The 25303-nt window shown below is 73.2% G+C and carries 15 protein-coding genes and 1 tRNA gene; 12 read left to right on the forward strand and 4 right to left on the reverse strand.

Annotated features, from left to right (window positions below):
* The first annotated feature begins 18 nt into the window (after window positions 1–18).
* Both QOL15_RS04790 and QOL15_RS04795 read left to right on the forward strand, forming a co-directional pair.
* A complete protein-coding gene (locus tag QOL15_RS04790; protein WP_175473891.1) occupies window positions 19–3174 on the forward strand; it encodes a UrvD/REP family ATP-dependent DNA helicase in 3156 nt (1051 codons plus the stop codon).
* Window positions 3171–6425: an ATP-dependent DNA helicase gene (locus tag QOL15_RS04795; protein ID WP_083394167.1), complete on the forward strand. Its 3255-nt coding sequence runs from the start codon at window positions 3171–3173 to the stop codon at window positions 6423–6425. Before QOL15_RS04790 ends, QOL15_RS04795 begins: the two co-directional genes overlap by 4 nt.
* 367 nt (window positions 6426–6792) lie before the next feature.
* Here the strand turns inward: QOL15_RS04795 and QOL15_RS04800 are convergent, their stop codons facing one another.
* Window positions 6793–7791, reverse strand: a complete 999-nt coding sequence (locus QOL15_RS04800) for a phosphotransferase (protein WP_071249619.1) — start codon at window positions 7789–7791, stop codon at window positions 6793–6795.
* A 120-nt stretch (window positions 7792–7911) separates the two neighbouring features.
* On the opposite strand from QOL15_RS04800, the gene nudC reads away from it, so the two are divergent.
* Together nudC and QOL15_RS04810 are read left to right on the forward strand one after the other, a co-directional pair.
* Window positions 7912–8847: an NAD(+) diphosphatase gene (gene nudC, locus QOL15_RS04805; protein WP_065959634.1), complete on the forward strand. Its 936-nt coding sequence runs from the start codon at window positions 7912–7914 to the stop codon at window positions 8845–8847.
* Window positions 8844–10604 (forward strand): ATP-dependent helicase, encoded by a 1761-nt coding sequence (locus tag QOL15_RS04810; protein WP_071249621.1) that lies wholly within the window; start codon window positions 8844–8846, stop codon window positions 10602–10604. Before nudC ends, QOL15_RS04810 begins: the two co-directional genes overlap by 4 nt.
* Here QOL15_RS04810 and QOL15_RS04815 read toward each other — a convergent pair.
* Together QOL15_RS04815 and QOL15_RS04820 are read right to left on the reverse strand one after the other, a co-directional pair.
* On the reverse strand, window positions 10495–11352 hold the full coding sequence (locus tag QOL15_RS04815) for a TOMM precursor leader peptide-binding protein (protein WP_065959630.1): 858 nt from the start codon (window positions 11350–11352) through the stop codon (window positions 10495–10497). The two genes, QOL15_RS04810 and QOL15_RS04815, sit on opposite strands and share 110 nt — an antisense overlap.
* Before the next feature lie 60 nt (window positions 11353–11412).
* A complete protein-coding gene (locus tag QOL15_RS04820) occupies window positions 11413–12816 on the reverse strand; it encodes a zinc-dependent metalloprotease (protein ID WP_065959625.1) in 1404 nt (467 codons plus the stop codon).
* A 164-nt stretch (window positions 12817–12980) separates the two neighbouring features.
* Here QOL15_RS04820 and QOL15_RS04825 point away from each other — a divergent pair, with 164 nt between their 5' ends.
* From QOL15_RS04825 to QOL15_RS04840, 4 genes are all read left to right on the forward strand, one after another.
* A complete protein-coding gene (locus tag QOL15_RS04825; RefSeq protein ID WP_065959624.1) occupies window positions 12981–14090 on the forward strand; it encodes a PDZ domain-containing protein in 1110 nt (369 codons plus the stop codon).
* A 281-nt stretch (window positions 14091–14371) separates the two neighbouring features.
* The gene (locus tag QOL15_RS04830; protein ID WP_175473892.1) at window positions 14372–17365 is read left to right on the forward strand and encodes a UPF0182 family protein; all 2994 of its coding nucleotides are present in this window, start codon (window positions 14372–14374) and stop codon (window positions 17363–17365) included.
* A gap of 63 nt (window positions 17366–17428) precedes the next feature.
* Window positions 17429–17505, forward strand: a tRNA-Met gene (locus tag QOL15_RS04835).
* A gap of 71 nt (window positions 17506–17576) precedes the next feature.
* On the forward strand, window positions 17577–18662 hold the full coding sequence (locus tag QOL15_RS04840) for a nitrilase-related carbon-nitrogen hydrolase (RefSeq protein ID WP_083394168.1): 1086 nt from the start codon (window positions 17577–17579) through the stop codon (window positions 18660–18662).
* A 147-nt stretch (window positions 18663–18809) separates the two neighbouring features.
* On the opposite strand, the gene QOL15_RS04845 is transcribed toward QOL15_RS04840, so the two are convergent.
* Window positions 18810–20012, reverse strand: a complete 1203-nt coding sequence (locus tag QOL15_RS04845; RefSeq protein ID WP_071249623.1) for an aminotransferase class I/II-fold pyridoxal phosphate-dependent enzyme — start codon at window positions 20010–20012, stop codon at window positions 18810–18812.
* 201 nt (window positions 20013–20213) lie between these two features.
* On the opposite strand from QOL15_RS04845, the gene QOL15_RS04850 reads away from it, so the two are divergent.
* The 4 genes from QOL15_RS04850 (at window position 20214) to QOL15_RS04865 (ending at window position 25262) form a co-directional block, all read left to right on the forward strand.
* Window positions 20214–22310, forward strand: coding sequence for a S1C family serine protease (locus tag QOL15_RS04850; RefSeq protein ID WP_139197626.1), 2097 nt, complete (start codon window positions 20214–20216; stop codon window positions 22308–22310).
* A gap of 177 nt (window positions 22311–22487) precedes the next feature.
* Window positions 22488–23531: a glycosyltransferase family 2 protein gene (locus tag QOL15_RS04855; RefSeq protein WP_071249685.1), complete on the forward strand. Its 1044-nt coding sequence runs from the start codon at window positions 22488–22490 to the stop codon at window positions 23529–23531.
* 7 nt (window positions 23532–23538) lie between these two features.
* Window positions 23539–24357 carry a CDP-alcohol phosphatidyltransferase family protein gene (locus tag QOL15_RS04860; protein ID WP_065959616.1) on the forward strand — a complete coding sequence of 273 codons (819 nt, stop codon included), beginning with the start codon at window positions 23539–23541 and terminating at the stop codon, window positions 24355–24357.
* Window positions 24354–25262 carry a glycosyltransferase family 2 protein gene (locus QOL15_RS04865; RefSeq protein WP_071249625.1) on the forward strand — a complete coding sequence of 303 codons (909 nt, stop codon included), beginning with the start codon at window positions 24354–24356 and terminating at the stop codon, window positions 25260–25262. Before QOL15_RS04860 ends, QOL15_RS04865 begins: the two co-directional genes overlap by 4 nt.
* Window positions 25263–25303 lie beyond the last annotated feature (41 nt).

Raw genomic sequence — 25303 nt, forward strand, 5'->3', positions numbered from 1 at the left:
GGTCGGTACCGTGTCCGCGTGCCCCGGACCCTGCTGACGCCCACCACGGACGACGTGGGCGTCGCGCGCGCACTCACGGTGGACCCCACGCAGGACGCCGTGCTCGCACTGCCGGACGGACGGCACGCCGCGGTCATCGGGGCGCCGGGCACCGGCAAGACCACGACGCTCGCCCGGCTCGTCGCCGACCGGCTCGGCCGCCCCGACGCGATCTCGGTCGACGGACACGCGACGGTGCTGGCGCTGACCTCGGCCCGGACCGCCGCGACCGCGCTGCGCGACCGACTCGCGGCCACCGTGGGACGGGTGGTGCCCGGCGCGCTCGCCCGCACGGTCAACTCGCTCGCGTTCCAGGTCGTCGCGCACGCCGCGTCCGTGCAGGGACTCGAGCCGCCGACGCTCCTCACCGGCGGCGAGCAGGACCGCATCATCGCCGACCTGCTGGACGGGCACGAGGCCGACGGGGCGGGACCCGACTGGCCGGCGCCGATCACGGCCGTGGTCCGCGAACGCGCGGGGTTCCGCACGGCCCTCCGCGACGTGATGATGCGTGCGGTGGCCGCGGGGGTGGAGCCCGAGGACATGCGCGAGCTCGCCGACGAACGCGGACGCCCCGAGTGGCGCGCGGTCGGCGACTTCGTCGACGAGTACCGCGCCACCCTGTCGGCGTTCCGGTCGACGAGCCTCGACGCCGCCGAACTCGTCGCCTACGCCACCGCCGCGGTGCTCCGGGGCGAGGTGCCCCCGAGCGTGGCGGCGCTCCGGCTGCTCGTCGTCGACGACACCCAGGAGCTCGTCGAGGGCGAGGTCGCGCTCCTCGGGGCGCTGGCCCGTTCCGGGGTGCAGGTCGTGGCGTTCGGCGACCCCGACATCGCCTCCTCGGCCTTCCGCGGGGCGGAACCGGACGTGCTCGGCCGACTCGCGGTCCGGCTCGGTGTCGACCGGGTCGACGAGATCGTGCTGGGCACCGTGCACCGACACCCCGCGCCGGTCCGCGCGCTCGTCGAGTCGGTCACCGGCCGGATCGGCGCGGCGGCGGCCGGCCGACAGCGCACCGCGACGGCGTCGACGACCGACGCACGGTCCGACGCGGTCGTGCACCTCGAGGCACCGAGCCGCTCCGCCCTCGTCACCGCGATCGCCCGTCGCCTGCGTGAGCACCGCCTCCTGGACGGCGTCCCCTGGCACCGGATGACGGTGGTGACCCGCAGCGGCGCGGCGATCCCCGAGCTCGTGCGGGCGCTGTCCGTGGCCGAGGTCCCCGCGACCGCCGGGGCCGCGCCGGTCCGACCGCGCGACGACTCCGCGGCGCGCGCCCTGCTCGACGCCGCGGCCGTCGCGCTCGACGTCCTGCCGCTCGACCCGGCACTCGCGACCGCGTTCGCGACCGGCCCCCTCGGCGGGCTCGACACGCTCGCGATGCGGCGGCTGCGGCTCGCCCTGCGCCGCGAGGAGCTCGCCGGTGGTGGCACGCGGACCTCGGACGAGCTGCTCGTCGAGGCGCTCGGGGCACCCGAACGCCTGGCCACGGTCGACGCCGGCTTCGCACGACGCGCCACGCGGCTCGCACGCAGCCTGGTACAGGCCCGAGCCGACGCCGCGGCCGACGCGAGCATCGAGGAGATCCTCTGGGGGCTGTGGGAGCGCAGCGGCCTCGCCGGCGCCTGGGGTGCGCAGTCCGCGGCGGGCGGCGTCGGCGCGGGCGAGGCCGACCGCCACCTGGACGCCGTCGTCGGGCTGTTCACCGCGGCGAAGCGGTTCGTGGAACGGACCCCGGACGCTCCGGCGCGGGTGTTCGTCGACGACCTGCTCGGCGCCGACCTGCCCGAGGACTCGATCGGTCCGGACCGGACCGCGGGCCGTGTGCGAGTGCTGACCCCGTCGGCGACGATCGGGCTCGAGTGCGACGTCGTCGTGGTGCTCGGGCTGCAGGACGGCGTCTGGCCGAACACCCGCGTGCGCGGCAGCCTGCTCGACCCGGACGGCCTGGTCCGCGCCGCGTCCGGGGTCGAGCACGGCGCGACCGACGACCGGGCCGCTGTGGTGGCCGACGAACTGCGCCTGTTCGCCCGGTCGGTGTCACGGGCGACGACCCAGGTCGTCATCGGCACCGTGGCGAACGACGACGAGGCCCCCTCGCCGTTCGTCCGGCTCGTCCCAGTGCCCCCGGACCGCGCCGCCACGGTGCACCCGCTCTCGCTGCGCGGTCTCGCCGGGTCGCTCCGCCGGCGCGTGGTGACCTCGGGTGACCACGAGGCCGCCTCCGCGCTCGCGCGCCTGGCCGCCGAAGGCGTCCCCGGGGCATCGCCGGACGAGTGGTACGGCCTGCTCGATCCCTCGACCGACGACCCGCTCGTCGACCTCGACGCCGCACCCGCACCCCTGCACGACGAGGGCGAGCCCGTCGCACCGGCGGTGTCGGTGTCGCCGTCCCGCATCGGCACCTTCGAAGAGTGCCCGGTGCACTGGTTCGCGCAGACCTTCGGTGGCGGTGCCCCGAGTCCCGCGATGGGCATCGGGACGATCGTGCACGAGGCGATGGAGCACGCGACCGAGGTGGACGTCGAGTCGCTGTGGCAGCGGGTCGAGGCACGGTGGGACGAGCTGACGTTCGAGTCGGCGTGGGTGGCCGACCGCGAGCGTGCCCGCACGCGTCGGATGATCGAGGGCCTGAGCGACTACCTCCGCACGTTCGCGGGTGCCGGTCGCCGGCTCCTCGGCGCCGAGACGTCGTTCGCGCTCGTCACCGGTCCGGCGCGCATGCGGGGGAGCATCGACCGGATCGAGGTGGACCCGGACGGTCGGGTCAGCGTGGTCGACCTGAAGACGGGACGCTCGATGCCGAGCGAGAAGAACGACATGCCCGACCACCCGCAGCTCGGCGCGTACCAGCTCGCGGTCGAGGACGGCGCGGTGGAGGGCGTCCCGGCCGGCTCCCGGATGGCCGACGCCCGCCTGGTGTTCGTGCAGAACCCGCGCGGTGGGCACGCGTACTCGGAGCGGACCCAGCACGCCTTCGACGAGGAGACCCGCGAGGCCTACCGCGAGCGCCTGCACACCGTCGCCCGCGGCATGGCCGGCCGGACCTTCGTCGCACGGGTGGACGACCACTGCACGAAGGCGCGGACCGGCGTCGAGTGCCGCATCCACGTCGTCGGGGAGGTGACCTGGTGAGCGACGGCACGGACACGACCACGACCACGGGCGCGGACCCGACCGCGACGGTGCGCGCGACCCGGCCGATCGGGGCGGACGCGGTCGCGGACGCCCTCGGCCGGCCACGACCGACGGCCCAGCAGCGGGCCGTGATCGAGTCGCCGCTCGCACCGGCGCTCGTGGTCGCCGGGGCGGGGAGCGGGAAGACCGAGACCATGGCGTCCCGGGTCGTCTGGCTGCTCGCGAACGGCCACGTCCGGCCCGCCGAGGTCCTCGGTCTGACCTTCACCCGCAAGGCGGCGGGCGAGCTGTCGGTCCGCATCAACGAGCGGATCCGCGCGCTCGAGGACGTCGGCCTGCTCGAGGCCGGCGACGCGTTCGAGGCGCCGACGGTCTCGACCTACAACGCCTTCGCGAACGCGGTCTTCCGCGAGAACGCCCTGCTGGTCGGGCGCGACGGCGAGTCCCAGGTCCTCACCGAGCCGTCCGCCTGGCAGCTCGCGCGTCGGGTGGTCGTGGGCGCGCGGGACGACCGGCTCGCCGGGCTCGACCGTGACGTCGACACCGTGACCGCCGCCGTCGTCGCCCTGGCCGGCGCGGTCTCCGAGCACCTCGTCGACCCCGGGGACCTGCGCCGGTTCGCGGTCGACTTCCGCGGGGTGCTCGAACTGCCCGGGAACGCCCGGGGCAACCCGTACAAGGCCGTCACCGACGCGGTCGCCGCGGTGGGCTCGCTCGAACCCCTGGTGGACCTCGTCGAGGAGTTCCGACGGCAGAAGGTCGACCGCGGCTTCGTGGAGTTCTCCGACCAGATCGCACTCGCGCTCGCCGCGGCGGAGTCGGCGCCGCGCGTGGTGGACGAGCTCCGCGGTCGGTTCCGCGTCGTGCTGCTCGACGAGTACCAGGACACCTCGGTCGTGCAGACCCGGTTCCTCGCGCGGCTGTTCCGCGACCACCCGGTGATGGCGGTCGGCGACCCGCACCAGTCCATCTACGGGTTCCGCGGTGCGAGTGCCGCGAACCTCGCCCGGTTCCCCCGCGACTTCGGTGGCGACGGAGCCGCCCCGGTGACCTTCGCGCTGTCCACCAGCTGGCGCAACCCGGTGGACGTCCTCGCTGCCGCGAACGCCGTCGTCGACCCGCTGTCGGCGGCGTCCGAGGTCGCCGTCGAGCGGCTCGCACCCCGACCGGGTGCCGACGCGGGGACCGTCCGGGCGGTGTTCCCGGAGACCCTGCCCGAGGAGGCCGACGCGGTCGCCCGCTGGTTCGCCGACCGGCGCGCTGCCGACCCCGAGGGCTCGATGGCCCTGTTGCTGCGATCGCGGAAGGACCTGTCGTCCTTCACCGCGGCGCTGGCGGAGCACCGCGTCCCGTTCCACGTGCTCGGGACCGGCGGGCTGCTGCAGCGGCCGGAGATCGTCGACCTCGTCGCGACCCTGCGCGTCCTGCACGACCCCGCGGCCGGCAACGACCTCATCCGCCTGCTCGCGGGAGCGCGGTGGCGCGTGGGTGCGGCCGACATCGCGGCGCTCCACGGACTGGCCCGCTGGCTGTTCGGTCGCGACCACACGCACCAGCGACTGGACGACGACGTCACCGCCGCCTTCCGGGCGTCGGTCGCCGCGGGGGAGCACGGGTCGATCGTCGACGCGCTCGACTTCGTCGCCACCGCCCCCGACGAGCACGGTGCGCTCGCCGACATCAGCCCGGTCGGCCGGGCACGGATGCGGGCCCTCGGGCAGGAGCTCGCCTCGTTGCGGTCCCGCGCCGCGGGTGACCTGGTGGACTTCGTGACCCTCGTCGTGCAGGAGACCGGGCTCGACGTCGAGGTCGCCGCGCACGAGCAGGGGAGCGGGGCGTTCCTCGACGCCTTCGTCGACGAGCTCGCCGGGTTCGTCACGACGGACGACCGCGCCGACCTCGGGGCGTTCCTCGGCTGGATCGACGCGGCCGCGCGACGGGACGACATGGGCCCGCGGTCCGAGGAACCCGAGTCCGGCACGGTCCAGATCCTGACGATCCACGGGTCGAAGGGACTCGAGTGGGACGCGGTCGCCGTCCCGCGACTGGTCGAGGGCTCCCTGCCCGCACGGCCCCAGGAGGGTTCGTCGGGCTGGTTGGGCTTCGGCCGCCTGCCCTACGCGTTCCGGGGCGACGCCGAGGAGCTGCCGCGGCTCGAGTGGCGCGGGCAGGAGTCGCAGAAGGCGGTCGTCGACGCGATCGATGCCTACCGCGAGGAGGTCGGTGCCCGCAACGAGGACGAGGAACGCCGACTCGCCTACGTCGCCCTGACGCGCGCCCGGCACGACCTGCTCGTGTCCGGGTCGTCCTGGGCGGGCGGGGTCCGTCCGACCGCCCCCAGCCGGTACCTGCGCGACCTGGTCGAGGCCGGGGTCGTCGACGCCGGAGCGGTCCCGGACGGCACGGAGCACGAGGAGAACCCCCTCGGCGGCGACGGTGCCACCCAGGACTGGCCGCACGTGCCGTTCGGCCAGCGCGGGGCCCGGGTCGCCGCGGCGGCCGACCGGGTGCGGAACGCCAACCCGGGAGCGTCCGGGCGGTTCGCGGCCGACATCGACCTGCTCCTCGCCGAACGTCGCGCGCAACGGTCGGCCCGGCACACCGTGGCCGTGCCGCACCGCGTGCCGGCGTCGGGCTTCAAGGACTACCTGACGCAGCCCGACGCGGTCGCCGAGCGGCTGCGGCGGCCGATGCCGGAGCGGCCGTACCGGGCGACGCGACTCGGCACGCTGTTCCACCAGTGGGTCGAGCAGCGTGCCCGGAGCGGTGGCTCGCTCGAGACGCTGGACCTGTGGGACGGCGAGCGCGACCTCGACGCCGACGAGCTCGTGGACGCGTCGACCGAAGCGCCGGTCACGGACGACGACGCCCGCCGACTGGCGGCGTTCCAGGACACCTTCGCCCGGTCCCGCTGGGCAGGCCTCGTTCCGGTCGAGGTCGAGCGCGAGATCCACATCCCGTTCCTCGGGCACAGCGTCGTCTGCAAGCTCGACGCGGTGTACGAGGTGGACGGCCGCGCCGAGGTCGTCGACTGGAAGACGGGGAAGGCCCCGAAGGACGCCGACGACCTCGCGGCGCGGCAACTGCAGCTCGCGCTCTACCGGGTGGCGTACGCGGAGTTCACCGGGCGACCGATCGACGAGGTCGACGCGGTGTTCTACTTCGTCGCGGACGACCTCGAGGTCCGACCCACCGCGCTGCTCGACCGGCGGGGGCTCGAGCGCGCGTGGCGCGCGTCGCTCGGCTGATCACGGGTGCAGGACCCGGACCCGGTCCACGACCAGGACCAGGACTCGGACGGGAGGCGCGGGGCGGCGCCGCCACGTGCCTCCCGTCCGTCACGTGGTCGGGACCGGGCTGCGCTGTCGCGCTACCGGCCGTCGCGTCGGACGGGCGGCGCAGGGCCGCCGGCGCATGGCCGCCGGCGCATGGCCGCCGGCGCATGGCCGCCGGCGCATGGCCGCCGGCGCATGGCCGCCGGCACGGTGACGGCGGATCAGCCGTGGCGGCGGTCCGGCCGTGGCCGCGGTCCAGCCGTGACGGCGGTCCGGCCGTCGCCGCGGTCCAGCCGTGACGGCGGTCCAGCCGTGGTGGAGGATCAGCCTCGGCGGCGGATCAGCCGTGCCTACGCTCGGTCGACGACAGCAGCTGCTCGACCTCGCCGATCTCCATCGTCTCGGGCGACACCGACTGCAGCGGTGCGGCACTGGGCGTCTGCACGGCGTCGACGAGCCGGTGCATCATGGCGACCGCGTCGTCGACGACCTCGGTGCTCTTCGCCTGCACGCCGTGGAGGAGCCACTGCGCGGTCTCGAGCTCGTGGTGCACCCGGGCCCGCTGCGCGAGCTGTCGGTCGCGTCCGCCACCACCGGCCTCGTACGCGGCGAGGACCGTGTCGAAGGTGTCGCGGCGGCCGGCCAGGACCCACGCGAGGTCCTTCGCCGGGTCGCCGAGGCGCAGCTCTCCCCACTCGAGGACGCCGCTCACGGCGTCACCGTCGGCGAGGACGACCCCGGCACCGAAGGCGCCGTGCACGACCGTCGGCGTGAACTGCCAGAGCTGCTGGTCGCGGGCGGCGCCCTCCCAGCGCTCCTTGAGCGCGGCCGGGACCAGCTTGGTCGCGACGGCCCGGTCCATCACGGACACGGCGGAGCGCAGGACCTCGAACGGGGTGAGCGAGGGCAGCCCGGCGTCGGTGACGAAGCTCGTGGGCAGCTGGTGCACGGCGGCGACGGCACGGCCGACCGACGCCGCGAGCTCGGGCCGCTCGGCGAGGTCGCGGAGCGTCGGGTGGGCTCCCGGCAGGTATGTGGTGACGATGGCCCGCGTCGACCCGACCGGCGCCTGGCCGCGGTACTCGGCCACGGCGAACGGCAGTCGCGTGCGGATGCCGGCGCTCAGCGCCCGGATCGCGACGAGGTCGGCCGACTGTCGTGCCTCGGCGCGCTGGTTGCGCGGGCGACGGATCGCCGAGAGCGTGCCGTCCGCCTCGCGCAGGACGGCGGACTCGTAGTCGCCGGACGCAGCCGAGCCGAGGGCGCGTGTCCCCGTGACGACCATGCCGGGCACGGCCGTCGTCGCCAACGCGGCTAGAGTGAACTGGGATCCCGCCATGCCCCTCAGGGTAGGTCCGCCGTCGGTGCGAGCGCGTGCGCCACGCTGGCCTGTGCAAGCCCGAGGACCGTCCACAGGCTCCCGCCGAACACCCGACCAGACCTCGAGGAGCCCCCTGTCGTGACCGACGAGTTCGCCGCCCGGCTGCCGCTGTCCCGCAACGAACTCGACCGCGACGCGGAGTACCGCTCCACCCCGGACCTCGAGCAGGTCCTGCGCGCCGACCCGTCGACGCGCTGGCTGCCCGTCCACGGCGCCGAGCTGCTGCGCGCACCCGACGGTGCCCTGCGCTTCGTCGACGCGGACGCCGTCCCGGAGGGCACCGTGACGCTGTACCTCGGCCGCGCCGTGGCCGACGCACCCGACGCCCCGGCGGGGACCCGGTTCGTGGCGGCCCTCGTCGACGCGGCCACGGCGACCGCGATCGAGCCCGACGAGGACGCGTGGAGCAGCCTCCGGATGTTCGGGACCGAGCTCTCGGCGCGTGACCAGGGCCTCGCCGTCGAGGCCGTGGCGATGGCGAACTGGCACGCCGTGCACGGGTTCTCCCCGCGCACCGGTTCGCCGACCGCCGTCGTGACCGGCGGGTGGGTGCGCCGCGACCCCGAGGGCCACGAGCACTTCCCGCGGACCGACGCCGCGATCATCGTGGGCGTCACGGACGCCGACGACCGCATCCTGCTCGGCTCGAACGCCGCGTGGGACGCGAACCGCTACTCGCTGCTCGCCGGCTTCGTGGAGCCGGGGGAGTCGCTCGAGGACGCCGTCCGTCGCGAGGTCTGGGAGGAGTCCGGGGTCCACGTGGAGGAGCCCGAGTACCTCGGCTCGCAGCCGTGGCCGTTCCCGGCGTCGCTCATGGTCGGGTTCCGCGCCCGCGCGGTGGACGGCGACCCCTCGACCGCCCGACCGGACGGCGTCGAGATCCTCGACGTCCGCTGGTTCTCCCGCGACGAGATCCGGGAGCGCGCCGGCGACACCCTGCTGCTGCCCGGCCGCACGTCGATCGCCCGCGCCGTCATCGAGGAGTGGTACGGCGGGCCGCTGGACCTGCCGTGAACGACGGACGGGACGGCACCGCCGCGGTCGCCGGTGCTCCGCGGCCGCCCTCGCCGGACGAGCTGCTCGACGCGCTCGACGCCGAACAGCGGACCGTCGCGCGGACGCTCCTCGGACCGGTCGCCGTGCTCGCCGGGGCCGGGACCGGCAAGACCCGCGCGATCACCCACCGGATCGCCTACGGCGTCGCGACCGGGACGTACTCGCCGAACCACGTCCTCGCGCTGACCTTCACGACCCGGGCGGCGGGGGAACTCCGGTCCCGGCTGCGGGCGCTCGGCGCCGGGACGGTCCAGGCACGGACCTTCCACGCCGCGGCGATGTCGCAGCTCAGCTACTTCTGGCCGGACACCGTCGGTGGCCACGCACCCCGCATCGTCGAGTCCAAGGGCCGGGTGATCGCGCACGCGGCCGACGCCGTCGGTCTGCACGTGGACACCCCCGTGCTCCGCGACCTGGCGGGTGAGGTCGAGTGGCGCAAGGTGCAGATGCTCTCGTACGAGGAGTACGAGGCCGCCGCCGTCGACCGTGTGATGCCCCGGGACACCCCACCCCGTCGGGTCGTCGACCTGATGCGGGCCTACGAACAGCTGAAGGACGACCGGCGGCAGCTCGACTTCGAGGACGTCCTGCTCGCGACGCTCGGCATGGTCGAGTCCGAGCCGCGGGTCGCGTCGTACGTGCGGCAGCAGTACCGCTTCTTCGTGGTCGACGAGTACCAGGACGTCTCCCCGGTGCAGCACGACCTGCTCCGGGCGTGGCTCGGCGGCCGGGACGACCTGTGCGTGGTCGGCGACGCGAGCCAGACCATCTACTCGTTCGCCGGGGCGTCGAGCCGGTACCTGCTCGGCTTCGGCGCCGAGTTCCCCCGCGGCACGGTGCTGCGCCTCGAGCGAAACTACCGGTCGACCCGCGAGGTCGTGCACGCCGCGAACACCCTCATGCGCGGTCAGCCCGGGGCGCTCGACCTGGTGGCGCAGACGACCGAGCCCGGACCGGAGCCCGAGGTCCTGGCGTGCGTGCACGACGGCGACGAGGCACAGACCGTGGCCCGGCGGATCACCGAGGTCGTCGGCGCCGGGGCGGCGTACGGCGACTGCGCGGTGCTGTTCCGCGTCGGTGCCCAGTCCGCCGCGCTCGAGTCGGCCCTCGGACGAGCGGGCATCCCGTACCGGGTGCAGGGCGGCACCCGGTTCTTCGAGCGACCCGAGGTCAAGCTCGCCGTGCACCACATGCGGGGCGAGGCCGTCCGGCAGACCGACGACGAGCTCACCCGACGCGTCGGGCTCGTGCTGCAGCTCAGCGGCTGGACGCCGACCCCGCCCGAGGGCACCGGAGCCGTGCGCGCACAGTGGGAAGCGCTGCAGGCGATCATGGGGCTCGCCGAGTCCGCCCCGGCGGGCACGACGATGCAGCAGTTCACCCAGGACCTGGTCGACCGCGCGGCGACCCACCACGAACCCGAGCTCGACGCGGTGACGCTCGCGACGCTGCACTCGTCCAAGGGCCTCGAGTGGCCGCACGTCGTGGTGGTCGGTGCCGCCGAGGGCCTGCTGCCGATCTCGCACGCGACGACCGACGCCGAGGTCGACGAGGAGCGCCGCCTGTTCTACGTCGGGCTGACCCGTGCACGGCGGTCGGTCACGGTCACGTGGTCGCGACAGGGTTCCACGCGTGGGGGAGCCCGGGCCCCGAGTCGGTTCCTGGCAGCGCTCGACACGCACACCGCGGATGGGGCGTCACCGGCACCACGGTGACGGCGAGGTCGTCGCGGTCGAACACGACCTGGTCGGTGTCCGGCCGCTGCGTCCGGTGGGGCAGCCGCCGCACGACCACCCGGGTCGCCGCGGCCGCCACCGCCGCGGACCGCCAGGGCGAGAGCGCCGCCGCGGGCCGCCCCCACACCTGCGCCGCGACGGCCGGCCACGCCGGGTCGGCGTCGACGCGGGCGTACTCCACGCACTGGAGGCACGGTCCGTCACCCGGGACCACGACCGGTCCGAGCCGGATCCGGCCGTCCCCGACGACGAGCGCGAGGTGGGGCGTCCCGCGACGCGTCCACGCGGACCGCACGGCCGGGTCGACGACGTGGTCGGCCACCACGAGCGCGATCGCCGGGTCGGGGTCGGGGAGCGGGACCGGTCCACCGCGCGGTGCCGAGGTACGGGCGACCGTCACGCCCTCGCCGGACAGCAGGTCGGCGACGTGGTCGGCCAGGGCCCCGGCGCCGTGCACCTCGACGCGCGCGAGCGGTTCGGGCAGGACGTCGACGACGGCGGGCGATGCGGTCCCGAGCAGCCGGGCAGCCACTTCCGGACGGCACCCGGTCGTCCGCGCGAGGGCGGCCAGGGCGTCGCGGTTCGTCTCGCGCCGCAGAGCGCAGAGGAAGCGTTCCTCGGCCGTGGTCGGCACGGGCACGACGGCACGCGGCGGGTCGACCCCGAGCTGCACGGTGGACGGATCGCGCCAGACGAACTCGAGCGTGGGGTCGATGCGGATGCCCATGCCCCCACGCTGCCGGACCCGCCGCCCGGGTGGGGCGGCGGGTCCGGATCTGTGGAGAACTCAGCGGGAGGAGTCGGGGTCCCCGGGGGTCGAGGGGCCGTCCGGGTCCTCGACGCCGCCCTGCTCGTCCTCGTGCGGTCGGTCGCCCGTGGAGTCGGCGAGCAGGTCGGCGAGTGCCTTGTCGAACGCGTCGTCCTCGGCCGAGTGCCCGGGGTTGCGGAGCCGGAGCACGAACGCCTCCGGGTCGTCGACGTCCTCCGAGGTCGGGACGGCGTCGAAGTGTGCCCAGAGGGCGTCGCGGTCCTCGGCGCCGAGCTCGTCGGTCACGCGCTGCCACAGCGCCGCGGCCTCGCGGAGGCGACGGGGGCGCAGCTCGAGCCCGACCAGTGTCGCGAACGCGGACTCGGCGGGCCCGCCGGCGGCACGGCGACGGCGGACCATCTCGGCGATGGCGTCGGACTTCGGCAGGCGCACGGTGGCGGCGGCGGTCACGGTGTCGACCCAGCCCTCGACGAGCGCGAGCATCGTCTCGAGGCGTCCGAGGGCGGCCTCCTGTTCCGCGGTCCGCGGCGGGATGAGCGCGCCGGACGCGAGGGCGTCCCGCAGCTGCTCCTGGTTCGTCGGGTCGATCTCCGACGCGAGCTCCTCGACCCGGTCGAACGGGATGTGGATGCCCCGCGCGTAGTCCGTGATCGACGAGATGATGTGCAGCCGCAGCCAGCGTGCGGAGCGGAACAGCCGCGCGTGGGCGAGCTCACGGACCGCCAGGTAGATGCGGACCTCGTCCTCGGGGACGTCGAGGCCCTCCGCGAACTCGGCGACGTTCTGCGGCACCAGCGCGGCGACCTGCTCGTCGAGGAGCGGCACACCGACGTCGCCGCCGGAGACGACCTCCTTCGACAACTGCCCGACGACCTGTCCGAGCTGGATCGCGAACAGTGCACCGCCGACGCCGCGCATCGCCTTCGAGACGTCGCCGAGCATCGCCTTGAGCTCCTCGGGCGCCCGCTGCTCGATCGCCTCGGTCAGCGCGTTCGAGATGCTCAGTGCGACCGGTTCGGCGATCTGCGCCCACACCGGCGTCGTCGCCTTCGCCCACTGCTCACGCGTGAAGGTGCTCGGCGTGGCCGTGAGTTCGGGCACGGTGGTGGCCTCGTCGAGCCACAGCGCGGCGACCTGGAACGCCTGGTCGGTCGCGTGCGCGGTGGCCGGGTCGACGGCGTGCCCACCGTCGCGGGCGATCGCGGTCGCGCGTTCGGCCGCGACCGAGAAGTCGATGCCGTCACCGCCCGACTGCGCCGCGCGCTGCAGCTGGCTCATCAGGTTCGCGACGAATGCGGGGTCGTTCGGGAGCCCGGCCGCGCCGGCGAGCTGCGACGGGTCGATCTGGCCCTCTCCGGAGAGCAGCTTGCGCAGCATCTCCTGGAAGTCGTCGTCCGGCCCCGGCTGCGGTTGATCAGGCATGCCGACTACGCTAATCGCTGCTCACGGGACCGCGCCTGGGACGCCCCCGTGGGGACGCCCGGAGCGCTGCGCCGAGGGCGAACAGCCCCGCGCTCGAGCGCCGGTCCCGCCCCCGGTGGCGGCCCACCGCCCCGGACGCGCGCACCGCCCCTGGAAGGACGTCCGTGACCCTCTTCGCCCCGGCCCCCCGTCGCCGCTCCCGTTCCCGCACGGTCGGCTGGGCCTTCGTGATCGGTGCCGTGGTGCTCGGGCTCCTGGCGAGCTTCCTGCCGAGCCCGTACCTGATCGAGGTCCCCGGGCCGGTCTACAACACCATCGGGACGCAGCGGCAGGGCACGGGCAAGGACGCGAAGGACGTCGAACTCATCCAGATCAGGGGCACGAAGACCTACGACACTGCGGGTGCACTCGACATGCTCACCGTGGGCATCCAGGGCGACGCCACGAACCGGCCGTCCTGGACGAGCGTCATCCGGGCGCTGTTCTCGCGCTCCGAGGCCGTCATCCCCGCGAGCGCCATCTACCCCGAGGGCACCACGACCCAGCAGGTGAACGAACAGGACGCCGCGGACATGCAGTCGTCCCAGCAGTCCGCGGTGGCCGCCGCCCTCGTCCACCAGGGGTACGACCTCCCGACGAAGCTCGAGGTCGGTTCCGTGCAGGAGGGCTCGGCAGCGGACGGCGTCATCCGCAAGGGCGACGTGATCACCGCCTTCGACGGCACGCAGCTCACGACGAACGTCGACGCCGGCAGCCTGCGAAAGGCCGTCGCCGAGCACGGCACGTCCTCGCCGGCCACGGTCACCGTGGACCGCGACGGCACCTCGGAGCAGCTGCGGGTCACCCCGCGCGAAGAGCAGGGCACCGCGCTCCTGGGGGTCGGCGTGACCGAGCGGTACGACTTCCCGTTCGAGGTGGAGATCGCGCTGCAGGACGTCGGTGGGCCGTCCGCCGGCATGATGTTCGCGCTCGGGATCATCGACGAGATCACACCCGGCGAGCTCAACGGCGGCAAGCACGTCGCGGGCACCGGCACGATCACCGCCGACGGGCAGGTCGGTCCGATCGGCGGCATCCGACAGAAGCTGTACGGCGCGAAGGCGGCTGGAGCGACGGTCTTCCTCGCGCCGGCCGACAACTGCGGCGAGGTCGTCGGCCACGTCCCCGACGGGCTGGACGTGTACAAGGTCGCGACGCTCGACCAGGCCGTCACCGACCTGCAGACGATCGCCGCCGGGAAGAGCACCGCCGGACTCGCGCGCTGCGGATCCTGACGCGACCGCGGGGGTCGCAGCCGACCACGTCGGCGACGTGGCCGGCCCCGGCGGGCCGGGTCGCGCCTCCAGGCCGTCACCGGAACCGGACGGGAGGCGCGGTGCACGTTCCTGAGTCCCCGCACAGTTTCACTGTCGGCAGGGACCAATAGGATCGACGCACTGACGGCCCGCCGCGCCGGGCCCGCCGGTCCGACACGTCTGGAGCACATCAAGTGACGACAACCTCGTCCACCTCGGGCCCTTCTCCCTCGGGGCGGCGATCGCCGCGGGTCCCGATCGTGGTCACGATCATCGTGCTGGCCGCACTGGTGATCGGCTTCTTCATCTTCGCCAGCCTGTACACCGACTACGCGTGGTTCGCGCAGCTCGGCTTCCAGCAGGTCCTCACCACGCGCTGGATCGCGGGGACGTCCATGTTCGTCGCCGGGTTCCTCGGCATGGCGATCCCGGTGTACGTGAGCATCGCGCTGGCCTTCCGGTTCCGGCCGGTCTACGCGAAGCTCAACTCGCAGCTCGACCGCTACCAGCAGGTCATCGAACCGCTGCGCCGTGCCGTGATGATCGGCGTCCCGGCGGTCCTCGGCGTCTTCGCCGGGCTCTCGACCGCGGGCCGGTGGAGCATGGTCCTCGAGTACTTCAACCGGACGCCGTTCGGCAAGACCGACCCGCAGTTCGGGCTGGACATCGGCTTCTACGTGTTCGAGTTGCCGTTCTGGCGCTCCGTCGTCGCGTACTCGTCCGCGGTCGTGCTCATCGCGGGCATCGCGGCGCTCGCCGCCAGCTACCTCTACGGTGCGCTCCGCTTCGGTGGCCGCGAGGTCCGGATCTCCCGCGCTGCGCGCATCCAGCTCGCCGTCACCGCGGCGGTCTACGTCGCGCTGCAGGCCGTGAGCCTGTGGCTCGACCAGTACGCGGCGCTGACGAAGGACAACCCGCTCATCACGGGTGCGCAGTACACCGACGTCAACGCGGTGATCCCCGGTCGCGAGATCATGGCCGGCATCGCGGCGATCGTCGCGGTCCTGTTCATCGTCACCGCGGTCATCGGTCGCTGGCGGATCTCCGTCGTCGGCACCGGTCTGCTCCTCGTCGCCGCGATCGTCATCGGCGGCATCTACCCCTGGGTCGTCCAGCGACTGCAGGTGAAGCCCTCCGAGCGGACCTTCGAGTCGGCGTACATCGAGCGGAACATCAAGGCGACACGCGATGCCTACGACGTCTCCGACGTGCAGGAGCAGAACTACGACGCCACGACCGAGGCGAGCTCCGGCGCCCTCGCGCAGGACGCCCAGACCACGGCGAACATCCGCCTGATCGACCCGAAGATCGTGTCCGACACGTTCAGCCAGCTGCAGCAGTACCGGCAGTACTACCAGTTCCCGAAGGAGCTGGACGTCGACCGCTACGACGTCAAGGGCCAGACCGAGGACACCGTGATCGCGGTGCGCGACATCGACCTCGACGGCCTCAGCGCGCAGGCGAACACGCAGTACAACCGCACGTTCGTCTACACGCACGGCTTCGGCGTCACCGCGGCCTACGGCAACCAGCGCGCGAGCGACGGCAAGCCGGTCTTCCTCGAGTCGGGCATCCCCTCGAACGGCGCGCTCGGGGACTACCAGGAGCGCGTGTACTTCGGCGAGACCTCGCCGCCGTACTCGATCGTCGGTGGCCCGAAGGGCTCGAAGAACGTCGAGCTCGACTACCCGTCCGGGTCCGACGACGACAACGGCGGCAACGCCACGACGACGTACAGCGGCGAGGGTGGCCCGAGCCTCGGGAACTTCTTCAACCGCCTGGTCTACGCGGCGAAGTTCCAGTCGGAGCAGATCCTGCTGTCGAACGCGGTGAACAAGGACTCGCAGATCCTGTACGACCGTGACCCGATCCAGCGCGTGCAGAAGGTCGCCCCGTACCTGACGCTCGACAGCGACGCCTACCCGGCGATCGTGGACCACCGCATCCAGTGGGTCGTCGACGGGTACACCACGAGCGACGCCTACCCGTACTCGCAGAGCCAGAGCCTGTCCGACAGCATCAACGGCACCGAGTCGTCCGCGTTCCGGACCGACCAGGTGAACTACATCCGGAACTCGGTGAAGGCCACCGTCGACGCGTACACGGGCAAGGTGACGCTCTACGCGTGGGACACCTCCGACCCGGTGCTCAAGACGTGGCAGAAGATCTTCCCGACGTCGATGGAGCCGGTGTCGCAGATGAGCGCCGAGCTGCTCGACCACGTGCGGTACCCGACCGACCTGTTCAAGGTGCAGCGGTCGATCCTCGGCACGTACCACGTCACGAACGCGAACTCGTTCTACTCGGGCGACGACGCGTGGAACACCCCGCAGGAGACCACCTCGGGGACGACCGAGAACGACACGGCGGACACGCAGCAGACGACCACCAACGCGCTGGGCACGCAGACGACCGCCTCGCGGGGCAACCTGCAGGACCCGTACTACCTGACGATGAAGGTGCCCGGGCAGGACACGGCCTACTCGCTGTACACGACCTACATCCCGCAGCAGTCGGCGGGGTCGAACAACCGCAACGTGCTGACCGGGTACCTGGCGGTGGACTCCGACGCGGGTGGTGCGGGCAAGGGCGAGAAGGGTGCCAACTACGGCAAGCTCACGCTCCTGACGATGCCGAAGACCGACAACATCCCGGGTCCGGCGCAGGTGCAGAGCCTGTTCAACGGTGACACCACGGTGTCGCAGGAGCTGAACATCCTGAAGCGGGGCAACTCGACCGTGAAGCAGGGCAACCTGCTCACGCTCCCGGTCGGTGGCGGCTTCCTGTACGTGCAGCCCGTGTACGTGCAGTCGACGTCGAGCGGCTCGTACCCGCTGCTGCAGAAGGTGCTCGTGGCCTTCGGCGACAAGATCGCGTTCGAGGACACCCTCGACGAGGCCCTGAACAGCCTGTTCGGTGGCAACTCGGGTGCGGCCGCCGGCGACCAGGGCGCAGCCGGTTCGGGGTCGTCCGACACCGGCTCCACGGACACCGGCTCCGACCAGGGCGGCGACAGCGGCAGCACCGGCGGGGACACCGGTGCCGGGTCCGGCGCGACCGGGGGCTCGGGTGCGACCGGTGGGTCCGGCACCTCGGGCAACTCCACGCTGCAGCAGGCACTGGCGGACGCGAAGGCGGCGCTCCAGGACCGGCAGGAGGCGTACGCGCGCAACGATCTCGTCGCCGCGGCGGAGGCCGACCAGCGCCTGCAGACCGCGATCGAAGCGGCCACCGCAGCCGAGAACGCCGGGTGACACGCCGTGGCGGGGCACACGATTTGTGCCCCGCCACGGGCCTGTGTAGGCTGTTCAACGTGCCGCGGGGTGGAGCAGTTCGGTAGCTCGCTGGGCTCATAACCCAGAGGTCGTAGGTTCAAATCCTGCCCCCGCAACCAAGCGTCACACGAAGGCCCCGGTCCAGTCGGACCGGGGCCTTCGTCGTTCTCCGGTCCGGTCGGACTCGGTCGTGTCGGGACCCGGTTGGCTCTGGCTCTGGTTCGGGCTGCGGCTCGGGTTCGGGTTCGGGTTCGGGTTCGGACTGCGACTCGGGTTCGGGGTCGGGTTCGGGTTTGGCCTGCGGTTCGGGTTCGGGTTGGGGCTGCGGTTCGGGTTCGGGTTCGGCATCGGTGGGGGTCGCTACGCTCGGCGGATGGCAACCCTGACGATCGCCGCCGCGCAGTTCGCCCCGGTCGACGACCCGGTAGCGAACCTCGCGACCGTCCGTACCGCCGCCGAGGACGCCGCTGCCCGCGGCGCGGACCTGCTGGTCACGCCCGAGTACACGTCGTACTTCACGGCGGAGATCGACGACCGGTTCGCGGCGAGCGCGGAGCCGCTCGACGGGCCGTTCATGTCCGGCCTGCGGGAGATCGCCCGGACGACGGGCATCGCGCTCGTGGTCGGTGTGGCAGAGGCCGTCGGTTCTGCCGACGACCCGATCCGGGTCGGGGGCACCGAGGCCGACGCGGACACGGACGCGACCGGGCTCGCGGACGTGAACGGGCTCGCGGTGGCCCGGCGGTTCCGGAACACGCTCGTCGCCGTGCTGCCGGACGGGTCGGTCGCCGCGGTCTACCGGAAGGTGCACCTGTACGACGCGTTCGGCTCGCGGGAGTCGGACCGGATCGAGGCCGGGGACACCGACCAGCTGCCCGTCTTCACGATCGCAGGCGTGCGGGTCGGCCTCGAGACCTGCTACGACCTGCGCTTCCCCGAGGTCACGCGCCGCCTGGCCGCCGAGGAGTCCGGCGCTGCGGACGTCGTCCTCGTGCCCGCCGAGTGGGTGCGCGGCCCGGGCAAGGAGCACCACTGGCGCACACTGCTCACCGCCCGCGCAGTCGAGAACACCGTCTGGGTCGTCGGTGTCGGGCAGACGCCTCCCGTCGGTATCGGCGGCTCGGTGGTGCTCGACCCGTCCGGGGTCGCGGTGGCGGCCGCCGGCGCCGTGCCGGGGGTGCTCGTGGCGACCGTCGACACCGCCACGACGGCGTCCGTGCGGGCCGTCAACCCGTCACTCGGACTCCGCCGCTACGACGTGGTGCCGCGGGGTTGAGGGCCGCCTGCTGACGCCCGCTGGCCGCTGCCCGCTGCCCGCTGCTGACTGACCTCAGGCCGTAGGCCGCTGGCTGTTGAACGCGGGCGGCTGTCGGCTGCCCGTTGCCGACTGCCCGCAGGCCGCAGGGCGTAGGCCGCTGCCTGTTCAGCGGGCGGCGGCGAGGGCCCCGAGCCGGGCGACGGCCTCGTCGAGCACACTGCGGCGCTTGCAGAAGGCGAACCGGACGAGGGACCGGTACCCCGCTGCGTGGTCCGGCCGGACGAACGCGGACACCGGCACGCCGACGACCCCGGCGAGCTCGGGTAGGCGCAGACACAGCTCGCGGGCATCGGTGAACCCGAGCGGTGCGGCGTCGGCGAGGACGAAGTACCCGCCGTCGGGCTCGAGCACCTCGAATCCGGCCGCGCGCAGGCCGCCGGCGAGCAGCTGATGCTTCGCGGCGAGCTCGGCGGCGATGCCGGCGAAGACCGCGTCGGGCAGCCGGAGCCCCGTCGCGACCGCGGGTTGGAACGGGGCGCCGTTGACGAAGGTCAGGTACTGCTTGACCGAGACGATCGCCTCGACGAGGTCGGCCGGTGCCGTCAACCACCCGATCTTCCACCCGGTGGTGTTGAACGTCTTGCCCGCACTCGAGATCGACACCGTGCGCTCGGCTGCTCCGGGCAGCGTCGCGATCGGCAGGTGCGGGACCCGGAAGGTCAGGTGCTCGTACACCTCGTCCGTGATGACGACCGCGTCGTGCCGGGTCGCGAGGTCGACCACGGTCTGCAGGACCTCGCGGGGGAGCACGCGCCCGGTCGGGTTGTGCGGCGTGTTCACGAGCACCGCACGGGTGCGGTCGGAGAACGCGGCGCGGAGGGCGGTCTCGTCGGGCAGGAAGTCCGGTGCGGTCAGCGGAACGGTGACGTGCGTGCCGCCGGCGAGTCGGATGAGCGCGCCGTACGCGTCGTAGAAGGGCTCGAAGGTGACGACCTCGTCGCCGGGCTCGACGAACGCGAGGAGCGTCGCGGCGAGTGCCTCGGTCGCACCGGCGGTGACGAGCACCTGCCGGTCGGGGTCGACCTCGAGCCCGTACCACCGCTCCTGGTGCTCGGCGACGGCCTGGCGGAGGTCCGGGGTACCGCGCCCCGGCGGGTACTGGTTCATGCCTCGGCGGATGGCGTCGACGGCGGCGTCGAGGACCGCACGGGGACCGTCCTCGTCCGGGAAGCCCTGCCCGAGGTTGATCGCGCCGGTCGCCGCTGCGAGGGCGCTCATCTCGGCGAAGACGGTCGGCGCGGGGACGCCGTCGGGTCCGAGCAGCATCGCGCCCTCCGCCGCGCGCAGCCAGGGTCCGGTCCGGTCCATGCGGTCGCCTCCGTCGCGCTCGTGTCCCCGCTGCCCGACGGGCCGCCGCGGTCGACGCCCTCACGCTAACGGACCTCGGACAACCCCCGGCGTTCGTCCACAGCCCACGCATAAGATCGCCATAGGGGGCTCGCAGCGCCAGCAGGAGCACCGCTCAGGTGGGTCCGGAAGACTGCACGAGCTTGAAAGGAGCACGTCAGCATGAGCGACACCACGCCAAACGGCCGCGGCGACGACGACCGTCCCGAGGACACCACCCGCCCGGCCGCTGCCGAGGACGCCACGCAGGGAACCTCCGGCGAGGACACGACGACGCAGCGCGACTCCGCACAGCCCGACGACAGCCGGTACGAGGGCGCCCGCACGGGTGATGCCCTCGACGCCGACCGCACCGACGTCGTCAGCCACGGTCGTGCGGACGAGACCGACGTGATCCCGACGCCCGCGGACCACCCGACCGCGCAGTACACGGCGCCGTACCCCGGCGTCGGCGACTCCGGTGCGTCGGGCGGCTACGGCCAGCACACGACGCCGTACGACCGGACGGCCCAGCAGGGCCAGGGCGACCAGACCAGCCAGTACGGCCAGACGAGCCAGTACGGCCAGACCAGCCAGTACGGCCAGACCAGCCAGTACGGCCAGACGAGCGAGTACGGCCAGACGAGCCAGTACGGCGACGACCAGAACGGCCGGTACGGCCAGACCCAGCAGGGTCAGGCGGGGCAGGACCAGTACGGACAGAGCCAGTACGGCCAGGGCCAGTACGGGCAGCAGGAGCAGTACGGCCAGACCCAGTACGGCCAGCAGAGCCAGTACGGCCAGCAGGGTCAGTACGGGCAGAGCCAGTACGGCCAGGGCCAGACCGGCCAGTACGGCCAGGCCCAGCAGCAGCCCCGCTACGGCGAGTACGCAGCGGCTGGCTCCGCCCACGGCGCCCCGCAGTCGGCGGCGTCGTACCCCGGCTCCGCGCAGGCCCCCACCTCGGCCACGAGCGCCTTCGGCGACGTCGACGGCTCGAACGACCGCAACGGCCACTACTTCAGCGGCACGACCGCCGGTGCCGCCGCGGGCTCCGGTGCCGCGACCAAGCGCCGTGACGGCCGCAGCAAGCTCGTGCTGCCCGTGGTCGCCGGACTCGTGCTCGCCGGCCTCGTCGGCGGCGGCGCCGGGTGGGCAGCGGGCTCCGCCCAGAACGGCGGCGGGACCGTGATCGGTTCCAGCGCGTCGCAGAACGGCGGCAACCTCACCGTCAACGACTACAACAACGCCACGGTCGTCACCGCGGTCGCGGCGCAGGCCACGCCCTCGGTCGTCACGATCAACGTGTCCTCGGGCTCCGAGGGCGGCACCGGCTCGGGCGTCGTGTTCAGCAAGGACGGCTACATCGTCACGAACACCCACGTCGTGACGCTCGACGGCGACAGCAGCAACGGCACCATCACGGTGACGACGTCGGACGGCAAGATCTACCCGGCGAAGCTCGTCGGCACCGACCCGACCGTCGACCTCGCCGTCATCAAGATCGACGCGACCGACATGAAGCCGATCACCTTCGCGGACTCCTCCGAGCTCAACGTGGGGGACACCGCGGTCGCGATCGGGGCCCCGCTCGGTCTGTCGAACACCGTCACCGACGGCATCGTCTCGACGCTCAACCGCAGCATCCAGGTCACCTCGAGCGCCCCCAGCAAGGGCGGCGACTCGAACGAGGGCGGCAACGGCAACGGCGGCCCGTTCGACTTCTGGGGCAACGGCGACAACGGCAGCAGCTCCTCGTCGAACACGACGGTGTCGCTGCCGGTCATCCAGACCGACGCGTCGATCAACCCCGGCAACTCGGGCGGTGCGCTGCTCGACTCCAAGGGCAAGCTCATCGGCATCAACGTCGCGATCGCGAGCGCCGGCAGCTCGTCCTCGTCCGAGGGACAGTCCGGCAGCATCGGCGTCGGCTTCTCGATCCCGTCGAACCTGGTCCAGCGCGTGGCGCAGGAGATCCGTGAGAACGGCTCCGCGACGCACGGGCTGCTCGGCGCCACCGTCGGCGACGCCGCCGAGGACACCAGCGCCCGCCAGATGGGTGCGCTGATCAAGTCGGTGTCGTCCGGCGGAGCAGCGGCCGGAGCCGGCCTGCAGAAGGGCGACGTCGTCACGAAGATCGGGTCGGCGACCGTCTCCGACGCGACCGACCTGACGGCGCAGGTCCGGTTCTTCGCGGGTGGCGCGAAGACGACGATCACCTACATCCGCAACGGCGAGACGAAGCAGACGGACGTCACGCTCGGCACATACAAGGGCTGACGCAGGACGGGACGGACGGGAGGCGCGGTGCCAGCTGGCACCGCGCCTCCCGTCCGTCCGTGCCTCCCACGCGCGTGACGCAGGGGGCGTCGCTCGCCCTTGATAGGCTCGGGGTCGCTCTGCGGGGCGGCGCCGACCGCGGTGCGCTCCGCGCACCGCCCCGACCTCGAGGTACGCATGCACACTCACGGACAGCCCCTGCCGGGGGTCTCCTACGTGATGCCGGTGCTGAACGAGGTGACCGAGGTCCGCGCGGCCGTCGGGAGTCTGCTGGCGCAGGACTACGACGGGCCGTTCGAGGTGCTCCTCGCCCTCGGGCCGTCGATCGACGGGACGAACGAGCTCGTCGCCGAGATGAGTGCGGCCGACCCGCGCATCCGGGCGATCGACAACCCGGTCGGCTCGACGCCGGCCGGCCTCAACGTCGCCATCCGCGCCTCCGTGCACCCCGTGGTCATCCGCGTCGACGCCCACTCCGTGCTGCCCGTCGACTACACGCGGGTCGCGGTGCGGGTCCTGCTCGAGTCGGGTGCGGACAACGTCGGCGGCATCATGCGTGCCGAGGGGCGCACGCCCTTCGAGCGGGCCGTCGCGCACGCGTACGGCAGCCGGGTGGGCCTCGGGGGGACGCCGCACCACGTCGGCGGCAAGGCCGGACCGGCGGAGACCGCGTACCTCGGGGTGTTCCGCCGCGAGCGCCTGTTCGAGGTCGGGCTCTTCGACGAGGGCATCAAGCGCGGCCAGGACTGGGAGCTCAACCGGCGCCTGCGACAGACCGGCGGGACCGTGTGGTTCACGCCGGAGCTCGTCGTCACGTACCGCCCCCGCCCGAGCCTGCGTCGACTCGTGCGGCAGTTCGTCGCGACCGGTCTGTGGCGTGGCGAGCTCGCCCGGCGGTTCCCGGCGAACAACGGGCTCCGGTACTTCGCGCCGCCCGCGATGGTCGTCGCGATGGCGCTCGGGCTCGTCGCGGGGATCGTCGGCGTCGTCGGCGCCGCGCTCGGTTCGCCGGTCGCCTGGGCGATGGTCGGGTTCGTCGTGCCGGCGGCGTACCTCGTGTTCGTCCTCCTCGGCTCGGTCGTGGTCGCACGGCGGTCGGGCCTGCGCACGCTCCTCTGGCTCCTCGTGGTGCTGCCCTGCATCCACGTCGGCTGGGGTGTCGGCTTCATCATCGGGTTCCTGACCCGGACTTCAGAACTGACCACCCATACGGGACGGTGACCAGCACGTGACCCACGACACCACTGGCCGCGGCGACGCACGCCCCGGCTCCATCGCGGAACTCCGCGCCGTCGCACAGCCGGACGAGGTCCGGTCGCGCGCGAACGCCGAGCACTGGACCGCGTCGCTCTACCTGCGGGACGTCTCGCCGTACCTGACGTGGGTGCTGCTGAAGACCCGCGTCAGCGCGAACCAGGTCACCGGGCTCATGATCCTCGTCGGTTGGAGCGTCGCCGCGGCACTGCTCATCCCGGGGATCTGGGGTGCGGCGCTCGCGCTCGTCCTCGGCCAGCTGCAGATGCTCGTCGACTGCTCCGACGGCGAGGTCGCCCGGTGGCGCGGCACCCGCTCGCCCGCCGGCGTGTTCCTCGACAAGGTCGGGCACTACACGACCGAGGGGCTCATCCCGATCGCGCTCGGCGTCCGCGCAGCCACCCTCCCGGTGCACGGGGGCGAGTGGATGTGGACGACGATCGGCTGCGCACTCGGGCTCGTCATCGTGCTGAACAAGGCGCTCAACGACATGGTGCACGTCGCGCGGGCGAACGCCGGGCTCGAGAAGCTCGTCGACCGTCGGGACGCCGGGACGGTGCCGTCCGGCCGACGGCTTGCGACCCTGCGTCGCGCGGCGCGGTTCCTGCCGTTCCACCGCCTGTACCACTCGGTCGAGCTCTCCATGCTGGCGTTCGTCTTCGCCGTCGTCGGCATCGTGGTGGGCCACCCGCTGGTCGACCGCGTGCTCGTCGGCGCGCTGCTCCCGCTCGCCGTGCTCGCCACCGCAGGGCACTTCCTGGCGATCATGGCGTCGAAGCGGGTCCGCGCGTGAGCGGCAGTACCCTCCGCCGGCACGCCGTATCCCATCGGGAGCGGCCACGGATCGCGGTCGTCGTCCTGACGCAGGGCACTCGGCCCGACGACCTCCGCCGCGGCATCGAGAGCGTGCTCGCCCAGCGCGACGTCGACCTCGACGTGGTGTGCGTCGGCAACGGGTGGGAGCCGACAGGTCTGCCCGAGGGAGTCCGGGCACTCGCGCTGCCCGAGAACCTCGGGATCCCAGCCGGTCGCAACGCCGGCGCGGAGGTCGTCGACGGCGACCACGTGTTCTTCCTGGACGACGACGCGTCCGTGCCGTCCGAGACCTTCCTGCGGGACGCCGTCGCGCTGTTCGAGCGGGACCCGTCGCTCGGCCTCGTGCAGCCCCGGGTCGTGGACCCGGCCGGCGCAGCGAACCCCCGTCGCTGGGTGCCGCGGATCCGGAAGGGCGACCCGGCTGCGTCGTCGCCGGTGTTCTCGGTGTGGGAGGGGGCCGTCGTCCTGCCGATGGACGTCTACCGCGCCGTCGGCGGCTGGGGAGCCGAGTACTTCTACGCCCACGAGGGCATCGAGCTCGCCTGGCGTGTGTGGGACGCCGGACGGCGGGCCTGGTACGCGGGGGAGCTCGTGGCGCACCACCCGGCGATCGACCCGGCGCGGCACGCCGAGTACTACCGGCTGAACGCCCGGAACCGGGTCTGGCTGGCACGGCGGAACCTGCCCCGGCTGCTGCAGCCCGTGTACGTGGCGTCCTGGGCAGCGATCCAGGTCGCTCGGTGGTGGCGTCACCCGGCTCGTCTGCGCACGTGGTTCGCCGGTGTGCGCGAGGGCTGGGCCCACGACTGCGGTCCTGCGCGCAGGATGGGGTGGCTGACGGTCGGACGCATGACACTGGCGGGGAGGCCGCCGGTCGTCTGAGCCGGCACGGCCGGGTCGGTGTCCGCCCCGGTGGTCACGTT

The sequence above is a fragment of the Curtobacterium sp. MCBA15_012 genome (assembly GCF_001864935.2).
Lineage (GTDB): Bacteria > Actinomycetota > Actinomycetes > Actinomycetales > Microbacteriaceae > Curtobacterium.

What these genes read in the sequence shown, in the direction of transcription:
- QOL15_RS04815 (WP_065959630.1), bottom strand. Translation starts at nt 11,352, where the DNA reads ATGGGCATCCGCATCGACCCCACGCTCGAGTTCGTCTGGCGCGATCCG.
- QOL15_RS04820 (WP_065959625.1), bottom strand. Translation starts at nt 12,816, where the DNA reads ATGCCTGATCAACCGCAGCCGGGGCCGGACGACGACTTCCAGGAGATG.
- QOL15_RS04855 (WP_071249685.1), top strand. Translation starts at nt 22,488, where the DNA reads ATGCACACTCACGGACAGCCCCTGCCGGGGGTCTCCTACGTGATGCCG.
- QOL15_RS04845 (WP_071249623.1), bottom strand. Translation starts at nt 20,012, where the DNA reads ATGGACCGGACCGGACCCTGGCTGCGCGCGGCGGAGGGCGCGATGCTG.
- QOL15_RS04800 (WP_071249619.1), bottom strand. Translation starts at nt 7,791, where the DNA reads ATGGCGGGATCCCAGTTCACTCTAGCCGCGTTGGCGACGACGGCCGTG.
- QOL15_RS04850 (WP_139197626.1), top strand. Translation starts at nt 20,214, where the DNA reads ATGAGCGACACCACGCCAAACGGCCGCGGCGACGACGACCGTCCCGAG.